Origin of the sequence: Kribbella monticola (assembly GCF_003261635.1) — a bacterium.
Taxonomy (GTDB): Bacteria; Actinomycetota; Actinomycetes; order Propionibacteriales; family Kribbellaceae; genus Kribbella; species Kribbella monticola.
In genome coordinates this window covers 447,354-461,005 of sequence record NZ_QFXK01000031.1, presented here as the reverse complement: position 1 = coordinate 461,005, position 13,652 = coordinate 447,354, and the positions used below count along the sequence as shown (strand labels likewise).

The following is a 13,652-nucleotide window of genomic DNA, read 5'->3' as shown; positions in this document are numbered from 1 at the left end:
TCGAGCACCACCGCACCGCAGCACCCTGACCGCTGCGCTTGCTGGCTATAGGAGGAGTACCAGTGACCTACGTCATCGCGCAGCCGTGTGTTGACCTCAAGGACCTCGCCTGCGTCGAGGAATGCCCCGTCGACTGCATCTACGAGGGCAACCGGATGCTTTACATCCACCCCGACGAGTGCGTCGACTGCGGAGCATGCGAGCCGGTCTGCCCGGTCGAGGCGATCTACTACGAAGACGACACCCCAGAGCAGTGGAAGGACTACTACACCGCGAACGTCGACTTCTTCAACGACCTGGGTTCGCCCGGCGGCGCCTCCAAGCTCGGCAAGATCGACAAGGACCACCCGTTCATCGCCGCCCTGCCCCCGCAGGAACACGACGAGTAACGAACAGCTCACCTCTCACGGCTCCTCCAGCATCGGCTGGGGGAGCCGTGAGTACGTTCCATCCCGCTGCCCTGACAGCAATCAGTGTTCGATGACGTCGACGTGGACGTGGTCCAGGTGGCGGAGGGTGTCTTTGTTGCCCGGGCGGTCGGGTGGGGTGTAGGTGCGCCACCCGTCGTCGGACTTGGAGCCTGCCGTCCAGATGCGGTCGGAGAAGATGACCGTGCGGATCTTCAGATGGTCTGCCCGGGCGACGAGGTACTGCGCGAGCGCCCAGCCTTTGAGAGTGTTCGCCGTCGAGATCGGTTTGACGAAGATATCGAGCGCGCGACCGTCGTAGTGCGCGGAGCCTTCCATGTGTCCGGTCTTGGTGCCGCCGGGCTCGTAGCCCCCTATCGAGAGCTTCCCGAAGGTCTTCAGCAGATCCTGGCGAACAGCCTCGGCGCGTGGAGTCAGGCCGTTGGTGCCCATCGCTTCCGGTTGCATCGACGAGGTGTTGACGGTGCAGCTCAATGCCTGCTTGGTGTTGCCTGTCAACGCTGACGCCAGAACCCGCGCGTCAGCCTCATGATCGGCGTACGCGTTGGGGAACGCGCTGCGCTGCACCCTGTCGGCAGCGACGGTCACCGCGAGTTGCTGGTAGTTCCGCACCTTCAACAGCGCGTCGTAGAACTTCCAGGACGCATAGTGCGGATCACGCACCTGCGCGGCCGTTCCCCAGCCCTGCGACGGCCGTTGCTGGAACAGACCCAGTGAATCGCGGTCGCCGTGGTTGACGTTGCGTAGGTTGGATTCCTGGTACGCCGTGGCCAAGGCGATCGTGGCGGCTTTGGCCGGCAGCCCACGTCGTACGGCGACTCCGACGATGATCGCGGCCGACTCCGCCTGGTCCAGGTCGAGTACGACCGTGTTGCCGCCCGCTGTCGCTTCGCACTGCTCCCGTGGCGGCAGCAGCGGTCCGACGCCCTTGCCGTTGATCGCGGAGATACCCGCGGCGACAGCGAGCGCCAGCACACCCACTGCTGCTACAGCGACTATCGGACCGCGCTTCACCGGCATACGTGTCTCAACGTCCGGCGGGAGGGCCCTGGTTCCGTTGGATGAGTCACAGTCGGTACGACGTACTGTGGCGCGCGTTGGTTGGCATCCACCGGTCTACGCGTTGGCGTGCAGCGCTTCGTTGAGAGTGATGCCCTCGCCCTTGCGGGGGCGCGCCTCGACAGCGCCGGTGACCGAGTTCCGCAGGTAGAGCAGCCCGGGCTGACCGGACAGCTCGCGTGCCTTGACGACGGTGCCGTCCGGCAGCGTGACCTTCGTACCGGCGGTGACGTAGAGGCCCGCTTCGACTACGCAGTCGTCGCCGAGCGAGATGCCGATGCCGCCGTTCGCGCCCAGCAGGCAGCGCTTGCCGATCGAGATGACCTGCTTGCCACCGCCCGACAGAGTGCCCATGATCGACGAGCCCGCGCCGATGTCGCTGCCGTCGTCGACCACCACGCCGGCGACGATGCGGCCCTCGACCATCGACGTACCGAGCGTGCCGGCGTTGAAGTTGACGAAGCCCTCGTGCATGACGGTGGTCCCGGCGGCGAGGTGCGCGCCCAGCCGGACCCGGTCGGCGTCGGCGATCCGGACACCGCTCGGTACGACGTAGTCCGTCATCCGCGGGAACTTGTCGACGCTCGTCACGGCCAGGTGCAGTCCGGCCGCGCGGGCCCGTAGCCGGACCTGCTCGACCTGCTCGACCGGGACCGGGCCGTGCGAGGTCCACGCGTTGTTCGGCAGCGCGGCGAAGATGCCGTCCAGGTTCACGCCGTGCGGGCGGACCAGCCGGTGCGACAGCAGGTGCAGCCGCAGGTACGCATCCGCCGTGTCGGCCGGCGCCTGCTCGAGGACTATGTCGGACTTGACCACGACCCGGCGGACCCGGCGCAGATCGTCGTTGCCCTCGGCAGCGATCAGCTCGGCCGGTGCCTTGCTCTCCGCGGGCGCGGCGCCCAGTTCGGGGGCCGGATACCAGACGTCCAGGGTGCTGCCCTGTTCGGTGACGGTGGCAAGGCCGTAGCCCCAGGCGTGAGTGGCGTTGTCAGTCATACCGCAAAGCCTGCCAGACGCTTGGTCGGCCGGACCGAATACCCTCGGGGCCGGACACTTCGCGAGGAATCGGCAGCGGTGCGTGATCGGCTGCCCGGAGGCAAGGAGCTGACCATGCTGCCCGGCTGGATCGACGCTGTGGCGGAGCCTGTACTCACTGCGACCCAGGCGACCTCGTTGCACGAACTGAAAGGCGAACTGCTGCGCGAGTGGGGTTCGTCGGAGGTCTGGCGGGTCTCCTTCGGGCTCCGCAGTGTGATCGTGAAGCGGGGCAGCGACGCCCAGGCCGGCGAGGCGGCGGCGTACGAACGCTTCGTGGTGCCGCTCGACCTGCCCGCGCCGCGGCTGATCCATCATGCCGACCTCGACGATGCGGTGGTGCTGGTCCTGGCAGACGTCGGCCGGTTGAATCTGGAGCAGGAACCGTCTGCCGACGGCTTCCTCGCCGCGATCGAGGTGCTCGCGGAGATTCAGTCGCGACCGGCGGCCGGTGAGAGCGAGTTCACCGCCGATCAGCTGGCCGAACTCGTCGGCGGGATGGAGCCGATCGGAGCCGAGCTCGCCGCCAAGGTGATCGCGACCGCAGTACCGGCGCTCGACCAACTGCATCACGAGACGCCGGCAGCCGTCGTACACGGCGATTTCGTACCGAAGAACCTGGTCACCGACGGAACCCGCTGGGCCGCGGTCGACTGGCCGCTGGCCTACCTGGCTCCGCACCTGAGCGACCTCTACACACTCGTCCGCGACGCCGCCGCCCTCGGCCACCAACCCGACCCGATCGTTGCCCACTACACCGAAGTCTCCGGCGCCGACCCCGACCTCGTACGCCGCCAGCTGGCCGTCGGTGGCGTCTGCTTCATCACCCGCGCACTGGCCTGGATCATCACCGAAGGCACCATCACAGTCCCACCGTCAAAGAACTGGATCGCCCCACTCGTCACCGAGCTCGAGGACGTGGTGGACAACTTGCACTGACCGCTTGTCTTCATGTCGTGTATCTTGATGTCGAGATAAAGCGGCGAGGAGACGCGGATGGGTTCGCGGGAGTTCAGTCTCTGGCAGGTAGCGGTGCCGGCTTTCGGGCCGACGGTGCTGAATGCGGTTGGGCAAGGCGCGGTGCTGCCGGTGGTGGCGTTGTCGGCGTTGCGGCTTGGCGCGTCCGTGGGATTCGCGGCCTTCCTCGTCGGGGTGCTCGGGATCGGGCAGTTCGCGGGATCGCTTCCGGCCGGGGCGCTCGTCGTGCGGATCGGGGAACGCCGAGCGCTGCTCGCCGCCGCGGCCGTGAGTGCCGTCGCGTGGGCCGGTGCGATGCTGGCCGGAACACCTTGGCTGCTTGGCGTCGCACTCCTGGTGGCGGGGCTGGCCGGCGCGGTCTTCAGCCTGGCGAGGCAGTCGTACGTCACCGAAGTCGTGCCCGTCGAGCTTCGCGCCCGTGCTCTGTCCACGCTGGGTGGTGTCAGCCGGATCGGCCTCTTCATCGGCCCGTTCCTGGGTGCCGCAGCCGGGCATTTCTGGGGATTGACCGGGGCCTACGGTGTCGGCGTCGCAGGATCCGTGGGTGCCGGCATCCTTCTCCTGACCGCCGGTGAACCCGAGGGCGTCGCCGTGAAATCCGAGCCGCAGCCGATCAGGAAGGTGCTCTGGGACTACCGGCGGACGTTCCTCACGCTCGGTGCGGGCGTCTTCGTGATCGCCGTCGCCCGCGCGGCCCGGACGAGCCTGATTCCGTTGTGGGGTGAGCACATCGGGCTGTCCGCGACCGATACCTCGATCGTCTTCGGCATCACGAACGGCATCGAGATGCTGCTGTTCTATCCGGCCGGTCTGGTGATGGACCGCTTCGGCCGGGTCTGGATCGCCGTCCCGTCGACGCTGCTGCTCGGCGTCGGGATGCTCACGCTTCCTTTCAGTACGGCGCTGCTCGGGGTGCTCGCCGTCGCCGTACTGATGGCCATAGGCAACGGTCTCGGTTCGGGCATCGTCAAGACGCTCGGCGCCGATGCCGCGCCCGCCCACCTGCGTGCCCAGTTCCTCGGCGGATGGACCTTCTGCGCGGAGTTCGGCAGCGTGGTCGGTCCGATCCTGATCAGCGCGATCACTTTCGTCGCGCCGCTGGCCGCTGCCGCCGTCGCTCTCGGCGCGCTCACCGTCGCGGGCACCGGCTGGCTCGCCCGCTGGGTTCCGTACTACGACCCGCGGAAGGCTGCTACTTCTGCTTCGGCGCCGATGTCGCCCGGACGTGGAGCTCGGTCCGGAGCGTGACGGTCGACGGGGGACGCCCCGGCGCGGCGATGCGGTCCTTGAGCAGCAGGCCCGCAGTACGGCCTAGTTCGTACGTCGGCTGGGCGACCGTGGTGAGCGAGGGGACGACCAGGTCGGCCCACGGGATGTCGTCGAAGCCGACCAGGGCGATGTCGTCAGGCGCTCGGAGTCCTCGCTTCGCCAGGCATTCCAGCGCGCCGACCGTCATCAGGTTGTTGCTGACGAACAGCGCCTCGGGTGGTTCGGGCAACTCGAGCAGGCTCTCCATAGCGGCGAACCCGCCGGCCTCGCGGAAGTCGGCATGCCGGACGAGGTCCTTGTCGTAAGGGATCCCGGCTGCCCGTAGCGCTGACCGGTACCCGGCGAGCCGGTCCATCGCCGTACTGACGCGGCGCGGGCCGGTGATGCAGGCGATCCGTTCGTAGCCGCCGTCGATCAGGTGCTTCACGCCCTCGGCCGCGCCGTGTTCGTTGTCGACCAGCACGGTGTCGGCCTCGACGCCGTCCACCCGGCGGTCGATCAACACCATCGGCGTCTTCGCCTCGGCCAACTGCAGCACGCCCTCGGCGGTCGAGGTGGGGGAGACGACCACGCCGGCCATCTGCTCGGTCAGTACGGCGGACGCGTACGCCGCTTCCTTCGCCGGATCCTCGTCGGAGTTGCACAGCACCACGTGGTAGCCCTCGGTCTGCGCGACGTCCTCGAGCCCGCGCACCAGCGAGGTGAAGAACGGGTTCTCGATGTCGGAGATGACCACGGCCCACAGGTTCGTACTCGCCTTGCGCAGGTTCCGCGCGACGCCGTTGGGCCGGTAGCCGAGCTCGGCGACGGCGGCGCGGACCTTCTCGGACAGCTCCGGATCCACGTTGCGACGGCCACTCAGTACCCGCGAAACGGTCGCCGGCGACACGCCGGATCTACGCGCGACGTCGTAGATCGTCGTCATGCTCGCTCTCCGCTCCACAACCACCGGCCGTCTGGACGGCACTAGGGTCTCATGAGCGAAGGCGACCAACAGGCTCTTCGACGGATTGCGCGTCGAGCAGGCGGAGGGCCGAGGACCGGTCGGGTGCGGAGACAGCGGCCCCGTGGATCGTCGTGGACAGAGCGCCCGCGGCATTGGCAAGCCGTACTGCGTCCGCAAGGCCGGCGCCTGCCGCCAGTGACGCCGCGAGCGATCCGCAGAAGGCGTCGCCCGCACCGACCGTGTCCACTGTGGCGACGCGGTGCGCGGGAACCCGGAGCTCCTCGCCGGTGAGTTCGTCGCGGACAAAGGCCCCGCGGGCTCCGAGCGTGATCACGCAGCCGCGCAGGTCCCACTCCGCGGTCAGCCGCCGGGCGATCGCCGGTACTTCCGACTCGTCGTCACAGTCGAGCCCGGTCAGCGCGGCCGCCTCCACCTCGTTCGGGACCAGGATGTCGACGAACTCGCCCAGCGAAGGGTCCACCGTGCCGACCGGCGCCGGGGTCAGGATCGTCGTCACCCCCGCGGCCGAGGCGAGCTCGAGGGCAGCGCGGCTCGCCTCGACCGGGAGTTCCAGTTGCACGCTCAGTACGCCGCTTGCCGCGAGCACCTCGGCGGCTGCTTCGATGTCGGCCGGGGTGATCGCGGAGTTCGCGCGGGACACGATGATGATCGAGTTGCCGCCATCGGGCAGGACCAGCGGCAACCCGACGCCGGTGCCGAGCTCGGGATGCCGCAGCACCCATTCGGTGTCGACGCCGTCCGACTTGAGCAGCTCGAGGAACTCCTCGCCGTACCGGTCGTCGCCGATCGTCCCGACGATGGTGGTCCGGGCGCCCATCCGGGCCGCGGCGATCGCCTGGTTCACCCCTTTGCCGCCGAGGAACTCCGCGAAACCGGTGCCGTGCAAGGTCTCGCCGGGCAGCGGCCGCCGCTCGGCGCTGGCGACCAGGTCCTTCATGAACGAGCCGAGCACACATACGTCGTACCGGCGGTTCACAGAGTTTCTCCGCGACCGAGGAGTTTGCGGCCGAGTGCTCCCGACGGATGGAACTGGGCGAAATCCTGGTGCGTGAACTCCCGCAGTACTACGAGGGCGCAGGCGAGCGCGTCGCCCATCACCAAGGCCGCGGTCGTCGAAGCGGTCGGGGCGAGGTTCAGTGGATCGGCCTCGCGCAACACCATCGTGTCGAGCGTGTACGTCGCGAGCTTGGCCAGCGTGGACTCCTCAGCGCCCGTCATCGCGATCACCGGGATGTCCCGGTCCGCGAGCATCTGGGCAAAGGCGCACACCTCGGCGGTCTCGCCCGAGGCGGACAGAGCCAGCACCAGGTCGCGTGGGGTGACCGCACCGGAGTCGCCGTGAAGGGCGTCACCGGAATGGATGAAGGTGGCCGGCGTACCGGTACTGGCGAGGGTGGCGGCGATCTTCCGGCCGACCAGGCCGGACTTGCCGAGCCCGGTGACGACGAGATGCCCTTCGCAGGCGGCGACCGCGGTCAGTACGTCGAGGAACACTCCGTCGAGGCGGCCTGCCAGCGCTGACACCGCAGCCGCCTCGGTCTCGATCGCACTGCGGGCCGCCTCCAGTCCTCGCGTCACCAGCTCCCGCGGCAACTCGCCCGCACGGTTCGGCATCCTCGCCCCGCTTCCGGCTCGAACTCAGAAATCGATTTCCGCAGCGTAGGCAGTGGGCTGACGCAGTGTCAACGTCTGCATCCTGCTCGAAACGTTCAAAACAAGGGCGCTCGAGTGGTCTGATCGAGCTTGGCGAGGTGGCCCCCTTGACCGGTCAGGTTCGCGATCGTAGATTGCGAGAAATCGATTGCCCGCCCGGACGCTCGAAACCTCCTGGAGTCTCTGATGTCCGCAACTCCCTTCTCTGCAAGGCCACCCAGCCGCCCCAGCCGGCGTACCGTCCTGCGCGGCGGCCTCGGCGCACTCGCTGCTTCGGCGGTCGGCGGCCCGCTGCTGACTGCTTGCGGTGATGACAACAGCGGTGGCGGCGGCAAGGAGATGTCGTTCTGGAACTTCTACGGACCGTCCGACGACCAGGGGCCGCAGAGCAAGTGGTTCGTGTCGCTGGCCGAGCAGTGGAACGCGAACAACGACGTCAAGGTCAAGCTGCGCTACATCCCCGGCAAGGACTACCTCAGCGGTACTACGTTGCAGACGGCGTTCCAGTCCGGCCAGGGGCCCGACATCTTCCTGATCAGCCCGGGAGACTTCCTGCGCTACTACAACGGCGGAGTACTGCAGGATCTGTCGTCGGCACTACCGGCCGAGTCGAAGGCGGACTACCTGCCCGGACTGCTCGAGGCACGCAGTGTCGACGGCAAGATCTACGGGCTGCCGATGGAGATCGAGCCGCTGGCGATGTACTACAGCGAGGCCGCGTTCGAGAAGGCCGGATTGTCGGAGGCAGATCTGCCGAAGACCTGGGACCAGACACTGGCCGTCGCCCAGAAGCTGACCGGTGCCAAGCGCAACGGCGTGATGTTCGAGACGCTGCCGGGGTACTACCAGAACTTCACCTGGTACCCGTTCCTCTGGCAGGGCGACGGGACGCCGATCAAGGACGGCAAGGTCGCCTTCGATTCGCCGGCGGCCGTCCAGGCGCTGAAGTTCTGGCAGGACACGATCAAGAACAAGGTCGCTCCGCGCAAGGCCCTCGGCGACGGCGGCGGCGACGTGGTGTCGAACCTGGGCTCCGGTGCGGTCGCGATGCAGCAGAGCGGCATCTGGGCCGTCGCGGATCTGCGGACCAAGGCGAAGAACTTCAAGTACGGGATCATCCCGCATCCGACGCCCGACGGCGGCAAGCCGGCCACCGACCTCGGCGGCTGGGCGTTCGTGGCGAATGCCAAGGGCAAGAACCCGGAGGCGGCCGCGAAGTTCATCACCTGGGCGCTCGGCTCGACCGATGCCGAAGGGGTCGAGCGGCAGCGGCAGTGGAACACCGTCGTGAAGACCAACGTGCCGCCGCGCAAGTCGGTCCAGACCGCCGCCGACGCCAAGGGTGCGTTCGGCGAGGGCGTGCTGAAGAAGTTCGTCAGCGAGATCGCGCCGACCGGCAAGCCGGAGCCGCGGTTCCCACCCGAGGTCTACCAGCCGATCGCCGACGCGATCCAGGCCTGCCAGCTGAACGGCGCCGACCCCGGCAAGGCGGCGGCAGACGCGGCGGCCAGGATCGACACCTTCCTGAAGACCTACCAGGGCGCTCCCATCAGCTGATGGTGACCACGACAGCACCCCCGCGTCCGTCCGCCGCGGTCACCAGGCCCCGGCGGCCCAAGGCCTCGATGACCAAGAAGCGGCGGGAGGCCCTGGCGGCCTACGCGTTCCTGGCACCGGACGTGCTCGGTCTGCTCGCCTTCGTCGCCCTGCCGATGGTGCTCGCCTTCGGTGTCGCGTTCTTCAAGGTCGATGGCTTCGGCAACTACTCGTACGTCGGGCTCGCCAACTACAAACTGATGGCGCACGACGACCAGCTCTGGTCCTCGCTGAGGATCACCGGGATCTACGTGGTCACGTTCGTTCCGCTGGCGTTCGTGGTCAGCTTCGCACTGGCCATGCTGGTCCGGAACCACTTCCGAGGGATCGGTTGGGTCCGTTCGGCGTTCTTCCTCCCGAACGTGGTCAGCCTCGTCGTGGTCGGCCTGATCTGGCAGTTCCTGCTGGTGGACAAGCGCGGCGCGATCGCGAACCTCTTGGCGCCGCTGGGGCTCGGCGACGTGTCGTTCCTCGGTACGCCGTCGCTTGCCCTCGGCACCTATGTGGTGATCAGCGTGTGGTTCCTGATGGGCTACCAGATGCTGGTCTTCCTGGCCGGGCTGAAGGATGTCCCGAAGGAACTCGAGGACGCCGCCCAGATCGATGGGGCGAGCGCCTGGCAGCGGTTCCGCTACGTGATCTGGCCGTTGCTGCGGCCGACCAGCTTCTTCGTGGTGGTGAACTCGACCATCGGCGCGGTCACCGGCCTCCAGGCGTTCGACCTGGTCTACGTACTCACCAAGGGCGGTCCGGCCCGCGCCACCAGCACGGTCGTGCTCTACATCTACGAACAGGCGTTCACCTTCAACAACATGGGGTACGCCGCTGCGCTCACCACCGTCGTCGTCGCGATCCTGGTGCTCTGCACCGGTCTCATGTTCGCCTTCACCCGAGGAGGCCGCTTCGATGAGGACTAGGTTCTTTCCGATCTTGGCGCACGTGCTGGCGATCATCGCGGTGGCGCCGTTGTTGTGGATTCTGATCAGCGCGCTGAAGCCGGCCGAGGATGTGTTCTCGTTCGGCTGGCCGTCGTCGTGGACGCTCGACAACTTGCAGTACGTGCTGCTGAAGATCCCGATGCCGCGCTTCCTGCTGAACAGCGCGATCGTGGCGGTGATCGTGACGGTGGTGGCGCTGTTCTTCCACTCGATGGCTGCATATGCATTGGCCCGGCTGAGGTTCCCGGGGCGCGGGCTCATCTTCTCCGGCATCATGTCGACGCTGCTCGTGTCGCTGCCGGTCATCCTGGTGCCTCTGTTCCTGGTCGCCAAGCAACTCGGCCTGCTCGACAGCTACGCCGGCCTGATCGTGCCGAGCATCTTCCATGCCTTCGGCATCTTTCTGCTGCGGCAGTACTACCTGAACATCCCACGGGAGCTGGAGGAGGCGGCCGACCTCGACGGCTGCGGCTACTGGCGGCGGTACTGGAGTGTGATCCTGCCCCTCAGCCGGCCGGTGCTCGCCTCGTTGTCGGTGCTGTTCTTCCTCGCGAACTGGAACGCGTTCCTCTGGCCGCTGACCATCACGAGGAATCCCGACCTGCGGGTGATCCAGCTCGGCATCTCGGGCATGCAGGGTCAGTACGCCTCCGCGTGGAACCTCATCCTCGCCGCCGCGGTGATCGCGGCGATCCCGACCGTCGTAGTCTTCGTCGCCGGCCAGAAACGCCTGGTCGACGCGATGAAGACGACGGGCATGAAGTAGCGTCAGCAACGCAGTACGGCTCGGTGCTCGCCGCGGGCGCCGGCCCGCAACTCCCGGCCGGCGCCATCACCCCGTCTGCTAGTTGTGGGTGTAGCTCGCGAACATGCCCGGTTCGTAGGAGCCGCCCTGGTTGCGGACGATCACGCCGAGCCGGTTGGCCGCGTTGACCACGGCGATCAGGTAGACCAGCGCGGCGAGTTGGTCCTCGTCGTAGTACTTGCGTGCCTGTTCCCAGGTCTCGTCGGAGACGCCGTGGAACGCGTCGGCGAGCCGGGTGCCTTCCTCGGCGAGTGCCAGAGCGGCCCGCTCGGCCTCGGTGAACACCGTCGTCTCGCGCCAGGCCGCGACCAGGTTGATCCGGACCGGTGTCTCACCGCCGGCCGCGGCCTCCTTGGTGTGGAAGTCGACGCAGAAACCACAGCCGTTGATCTGGCTGACCCGGAGCATCACCAGTTCCTGGGTGCTCCGGGGCAGTGTCGTCTGCTGGATCGCCTGACCGATACCGGCGAATCGCTTGCCGAGCCTGGCGCCGAGCTCGTTGGTCAGCAGGTCCATACGGGGTTCCATGACTTCGTCCTCACTCGTGGGATTGGATGGTTACGACCAGGAGATGCCGGCCGCTGCTGTCCTGTGACACCTCCGACCGTGTGACGAGCGCCACCGACGGCCGATGTCACGAATCGGCGCCGGCCGGCGTCTGGTGGATGGCAGGCCGAGCGGAAGGAGCCGGGGATGAGCGAGCACACCGAGGTTTTCGTTGCCCATCGCAACTTACTGTTCACGGTCGCGTACGAGCTGCTCGGCTCGGCCGCCGATGCGGAGGACGTGCTGCAGGAGACCTGGCTGCGATGGACGGGCGTCGACCTCGCCTCGGTGCGCGAGCCGCGCGCGTACCTCGTCCAGATCGCCACCCGCCAGGCGTTGACCCGGCTGCGCACACTCCGGCGCCGCAAGGAGTCCTATGTCGGCCCCTGGCTGCCCGAGCCGCTGCTGACCGCACCCGATGTCGCCGACGATGTCGAGCTGGCGGAGAGCGTCTCGATGGCGATGTTGCTGGTGCTGGAGACGCTGACCCCGACCGAGCGGGCGGTCTTCGTACTACGTGAGGTGTTCCAGCTCGAGTACGACGAGATCGCGGCGGCCGTCGACAAGAACGTAACCGCCGTCCGCCAGATCGCCCACCGGGCCCGAGCCCACGTCGCGGCGCGCCGGCCGCGCGAGGTGGTCTCGCCGGCCCAATCCCGGCGGGTGCTGACCGCCTTCCAGCGGGCCGTCGAGACCGGCGACCTGCAGGGGTTGCTCGACATGCTCGCGCCCGATGTCGTCATGCTGGCCGACGGCGGCGGCGTCGTACAGGCCGTGAAGGTACCGGTCCGGGGAGCCGAGCGGGTCGTCAAGCTGCTGAGCAGGATCCCCGCCTCGGCGTCGCTGCAACTCGTCCAGGTCAACGGCTACCCGGCGCTCATCCTGCACCTCGAGAACAAGCTCGACGCTGTCCTCACCGTCCACGTGGAGAACGGCCTGATCACCGGCCTCTACGCCGTCCGCAACCCAGCGAAGCTGTCCGGCGTGGCCCGCACAGCCGTCGTCAGCCGCTCCTAGGGCCAGGGGTTGAGCGTCGGGAGGTCGCCGCTCACCGGGCGCTGGGGTTCGCGCCCTGCCATCCAGGCGGTCAGGTCCGTCAGCGCACCGGTGAGCACGCGGGTTTCGCCTGTGCCTGCTTCCCATTCGAGGTCTGGCGCTCGCAGGACCAAGTGGAGGTTGTCGGGAGTCCTCGGGCGCAGGAACTCCAGCAGATGCAGACAGAACTCCTTCGACCACGCGTCGCTGGTCGGCTCCAAACCGAGATCGACGGTGTGAATCTCGTACTCCCGCCAACCGGTGTACACCGTCGCCGCCACCGTGCTCTCCCGATGCCGGACGGGCCGGTCCCAGTCGTCCGGCCCGACTTCCTGCCACGCCTGGATCAGTCCGCGACCCGCCTCCCGAACATGCCGCTTCAGCTCCTCGGCCGGCCTCCCGGCGCCGCGCTCGATCGCGGCATCCCGCGCCGGACGGCCGCCGTCGTACATCTCCACCAACCGTCCAGCGAGCGCTTCCTCGACCTGCCGGGTCATCGCCTCGCTGAAGTTCGCAAGATGCGTGAGCAAGTGTCCGCGGGACCAGCCCGGCAACCGCGACGGCGCCCGCACCGCCGCCTCGTCAACCTCCTCCAGTACTGCGTTCAGCCGGTCGACGGCCGCTGTCACCTCGGGCTTCACGCTGCTCCCCTTGACGGTAGTGATCGCGAGAGAAACCTAGATCGACGATCCACATGGGAGCAAGTGGGTTTGCCATTAGACTGGAGGGTATGACCACGCTGGCGTTCGAGCTTGCCGCGACGATCCGGCACGACGGGCAAGGTGGTGTCGCGGATCTGCTGGCGACGGATCGCGGGCTGGCCGAGTGGGTCGACAACATCGCGCCGCTGGCGTCCGGAGTACTGGGGCGTCCTTTTGATTCGTCGGCCGTGACCGTGGACGACGACCTTCGGCAGGCGCTGCTCGCCGTACGGCGTGCGGTGCGTTCGCTGTTCGCTCGTGCCGTCAGCCCAGCGCCGCCGAGTCGCGCCGATGCCGACCGGCTGCTGGAACCAGATGCTGCGCTCGCTGTGCTGAACAAAGCCGCCGACAAGCTGGGCACTGCGCATCTGGACTGGCCGGAGGACGGTGGGCCTGCGACCACCTGGTCTGTTCGTAGCTCGGACCCGACTGCTCTGCTTGTCGGCGCTGTGGGGCGCTCGGGAATCGACTTCCTGATCAGCCCCGACCGAGCGCGCCTTCGTGCCTGCCCGGCGGCGCGCTGCGTGAAGTACTTCCTGCAGGACGATCCGCGCCAAACCTGGTGCTCGCCGTCCTGTGGCAATCGTGAACGAGTCAATCGCCACTACCAACGCAAACACAGCACGGCGGCCCACTAGCCTT

General features: G+C 67.8%; 15 protein-coding genes. 8 read left to right on the top strand and 7 right to left on the bottom strand.

Annotated features, from left to right (window positions below):
• Window positions 1-62 precede the first annotated feature (62 nt).
• Window positions 63-389, top strand: coding sequence for a ferredoxin (gene fdxA, locus DIZ26_RS21585; RefSeq protein WP_012923087.1), 327 nt, complete (start codon window positions 63-65; stop codon window positions 387-389).
• An 81-nt stretch (window positions 390-470) separates the two neighbouring features.
• Here fdxA and DIZ26_RS21580 read toward each other — a convergent pair whose 3' ends face one another.
• Together DIZ26_RS21580 and dapD are read right to left on the bottom strand one after the other, a co-directional pair.
• Window positions 471-1,448, bottom strand: a complete 978-nt coding sequence (locus DIZ26_RS21580; RefSeq protein WP_112244234.1) for a hypothetical protein — start codon at window positions 1,446-1,448, stop codon at window positions 471-473.
• 96 nt (window positions 1,449-1,544) lie between these two features.
• On the bottom strand, window positions 1,545-2,483 hold the full coding sequence (gene dapD, locus DIZ26_RS21575; RefSeq protein ID WP_112244232.1) for a 2,3,4,5-tetrahydropyridine-2,6-dicarboxylate N-succinyltransferase: 939 nt from the start codon (window positions 2,481-2,483) through the stop codon (window positions 1,545-1,547).
• 78 nt (window positions 2,484-2,561) lie between these two features.
• Between dapD and DIZ26_RS21570 the strand changes: the two genes are divergently transcribed.
• Window positions 2,562-3,461, top strand: coding sequence for a phosphotransferase family protein (locus DIZ26_RS21570; RefSeq protein WP_232828500.1), 900 nt, complete (start codon window positions 2,562-2,564; stop codon window positions 3,459-3,461).
• Between the two features lie 57 nt (window positions 3,462-3,518).
• Window positions 3,519-4,748: an MFS transporter gene (locus tag DIZ26_RS21565; RefSeq protein ID WP_112244230.1), complete on the top strand. Its 1,230-nt coding sequence runs from the start codon at window positions 3,519-3,521 to the stop codon at window positions 4,746-4,748.
• Here DIZ26_RS21565 and DIZ26_RS21560 read toward each other — a convergent pair.
• The 3 genes from DIZ26_RS21560 to DIZ26_RS21550 are packed head-to-tail and all read right to left on the bottom strand — an operon-like array spanning window position 4,693 to window position 7,350.
• Window positions 4,693-5,694, bottom strand: a complete 1,002-nt coding sequence (locus DIZ26_RS21560; protein WP_112244228.1) for a LacI family DNA-binding transcriptional regulator — start codon at window positions 5,692-5,694, stop codon at window positions 4,693-4,695. The two genes, DIZ26_RS21565 and DIZ26_RS21560, sit on opposite strands and share 56 nt — an antisense overlap.
• Window positions 5,695-5,743: 49 nt before the next feature.
• Window positions 5,744-6,712, bottom strand: coding sequence for a ribokinase (locus DIZ26_RS21555; RefSeq protein WP_232828499.1), 969 nt, complete (start codon window positions 6,710-6,712; stop codon window positions 5,744-5,746).
• Window positions 6,709-7,350: a KpsF/GutQ family sugar-phosphate isomerase gene (locus DIZ26_RS21550; protein ID WP_112244226.1), complete on the bottom strand. Its 642-nt coding sequence runs from the start codon at window positions 7,348-7,350 to the stop codon at window positions 6,709-6,711. The genes DIZ26_RS21555 and DIZ26_RS21550 overlap by 4 nt, the downstream gene beginning before the upstream one ends.
• A gap of 225 nt (window positions 7,351-7,575) precedes the next feature.
• On the opposite strand from DIZ26_RS21550, the gene DIZ26_RS21545 reads away from it, so the two are divergent.
• The 3 genes from DIZ26_RS21545 to DIZ26_RS21535 are packed head-to-tail and all read left to right on the top strand — an operon-like array spanning window position 7,576 to window position 10,689.
• Window positions 7,576-8,946 carry an ABC transporter substrate-binding protein gene (locus DIZ26_RS21545; RefSeq protein WP_112244224.1) on the top strand — a complete coding sequence of 457 codons (1,371 nt, stop codon included), beginning with the start codon at window positions 7,576-7,578 and terminating at the stop codon, window positions 8,944-8,946.
• Complete coding sequence (locus DIZ26_RS21540) at window positions 8,946-9,902, top strand: carbohydrate ABC transporter permease (RefSeq protein WP_198676201.1); 957 nt, start codon at window positions 8,946-8,948, stop codon at window positions 9,900-9,902. Before DIZ26_RS21545 ends, DIZ26_RS21540 begins: the two co-directional genes overlap by 1 nt.
• The gene (locus DIZ26_RS21535; RefSeq protein ID WP_112244222.1) at window positions 9,892-10,689 is read left to right on the top strand and encodes a carbohydrate ABC transporter permease; all 798 of its coding nucleotides are present in this window, start codon (window positions 9,892-9,894) and stop codon (window positions 10,687-10,689) included. The genes DIZ26_RS21540 and DIZ26_RS21535 overlap by 11 nt, the downstream gene beginning before the upstream one ends.
• A gap of 78 nt (window positions 10,690-10,767) precedes the next feature.
• Here DIZ26_RS21535 and DIZ26_RS21530 read toward each other — a convergent pair whose 3' ends face one another.
• Entirely contained in the window at window positions 10,768-11,256 is a 489-nt protein-coding gene (locus tag DIZ26_RS21530; protein ID WP_112244220.1) for a carboxymuconolactone decarboxylase family protein, read from the bottom strand.
• A 165-nt stretch (window positions 11,257-11,421) separates the two neighbouring features.
• Here DIZ26_RS21530 and DIZ26_RS21525 point away from each other — a divergent pair, with 165 nt between their 5' ends.
• Complete coding sequence (locus DIZ26_RS21525) at window positions 11,422-12,291, top strand: RNA polymerase sigma-70 factor (RefSeq protein WP_112244218.1); 870 nt, start codon at window positions 11,422-11,424, stop codon at window positions 12,289-12,291.
• Here the strand turns inward: DIZ26_RS21525 and DIZ26_RS21520 are convergent.
• On the bottom strand, window positions 12,288-12,950 hold the full coding sequence (locus tag DIZ26_RS21520) for a maleylpyruvate isomerase family mycothiol-dependent enzyme (protein WP_112244216.1): 663 nt from the start codon (window positions 12,948-12,950) through the stop codon (window positions 12,288-12,290). The genes DIZ26_RS21525 and DIZ26_RS21520 overlap by 4 nt on opposite strands.
• Window positions 12,951-13,039: 89 nt before the next feature.
• Between DIZ26_RS21520 and DIZ26_RS21515 the strand changes: the two genes are divergently transcribed.
• A complete protein-coding gene (locus DIZ26_RS21515) occupies window positions 13,040-13,648 on the top strand; it encodes a CGNR zinc finger domain-containing protein (RefSeq protein ID WP_112244214.1) in 609 nt (202 codons plus the stop codon).
• The last annotated feature ends 4 nt before the right edge of the window (window positions 13,649-13,652 follow it).

What these genes read in the sequence shown, in the direction of transcription:
- DIZ26_RS21580 (WP_112244234.1), bottom strand. Translation starts at nt 1,448, where the DNA reads ATGCCGGTGAAGCGCGGTCCGATAGTCGCTGTAGCAGCAGTGGGTGTG.
- dapD (WP_112244232.1), bottom strand. Translation starts at nt 2,483, where the DNA reads ATGACTGACAACGCCACTCACGCCTGGGGCTACGGCCTTGCCACCGTC.
- DIZ26_RS21565 (WP_112244230.1), top strand. Translation starts at nt 3,519, where the DNA reads ATGGGTTCGCGGGAGTTCAGTCTCTGGCAGGTAGCGGTGCCGGCTTTC.
- DIZ26_RS21560 (WP_112244228.1), bottom strand. Translation starts at nt 5,694, where the DNA reads ATGACGACGATCTACGACGTCGCGCGTAGATCCGGCGTGTCGCCGGCG.
- DIZ26_RS21550 (WP_112244226.1), bottom strand. Translation starts at nt 7,350, where the DNA reads ATGCCGAACCGTGCGGGCGAGTTGCCGCGGGAGCTGGTGACGCGAGGA.
- DIZ26_RS21545 (WP_112244224.1), top strand. Translation starts at nt 7,576, where the DNA reads ATGTCCGCAACTCCCTTCTCTGCAAGGCCACCCAGCCGCCCCAGCCGG.
- DIZ26_RS21540 (WP_198676201.1), top strand. Translation starts at nt 8,946, where the DNA reads ATGGTGACCACGACAGCACCCCCGCGTCCGTCCGCCGCGGTCACCAGG.
- DIZ26_RS21535 (WP_112244222.1), top strand. Translation starts at nt 9,892, where the DNA reads ATGAGGACTAGGTTCTTTCCGATCTTGGCGCACGTGCTGGCGATCATC.
- DIZ26_RS21530 (WP_112244220.1), bottom strand. Translation starts at nt 11,256, where the DNA reads ATGGAACCCCGTATGGACCTGCTGACCAACGAGCTCGGCGCCAGGCTC.
- DIZ26_RS21525 (WP_112244218.1), top strand. Translation starts at nt 11,422, where the DNA reads ATGAGCGAGCACACCGAGGTTTTCGTTGCCCATCGCAACTTACTGTTC.
- DIZ26_RS21515 (WP_112244214.1), top strand. Translation starts at nt 13,040, where the DNA reads ATGACCACGCTGGCGTTCGAGCTTGCCGCGACGATCCGGCACGACGGG.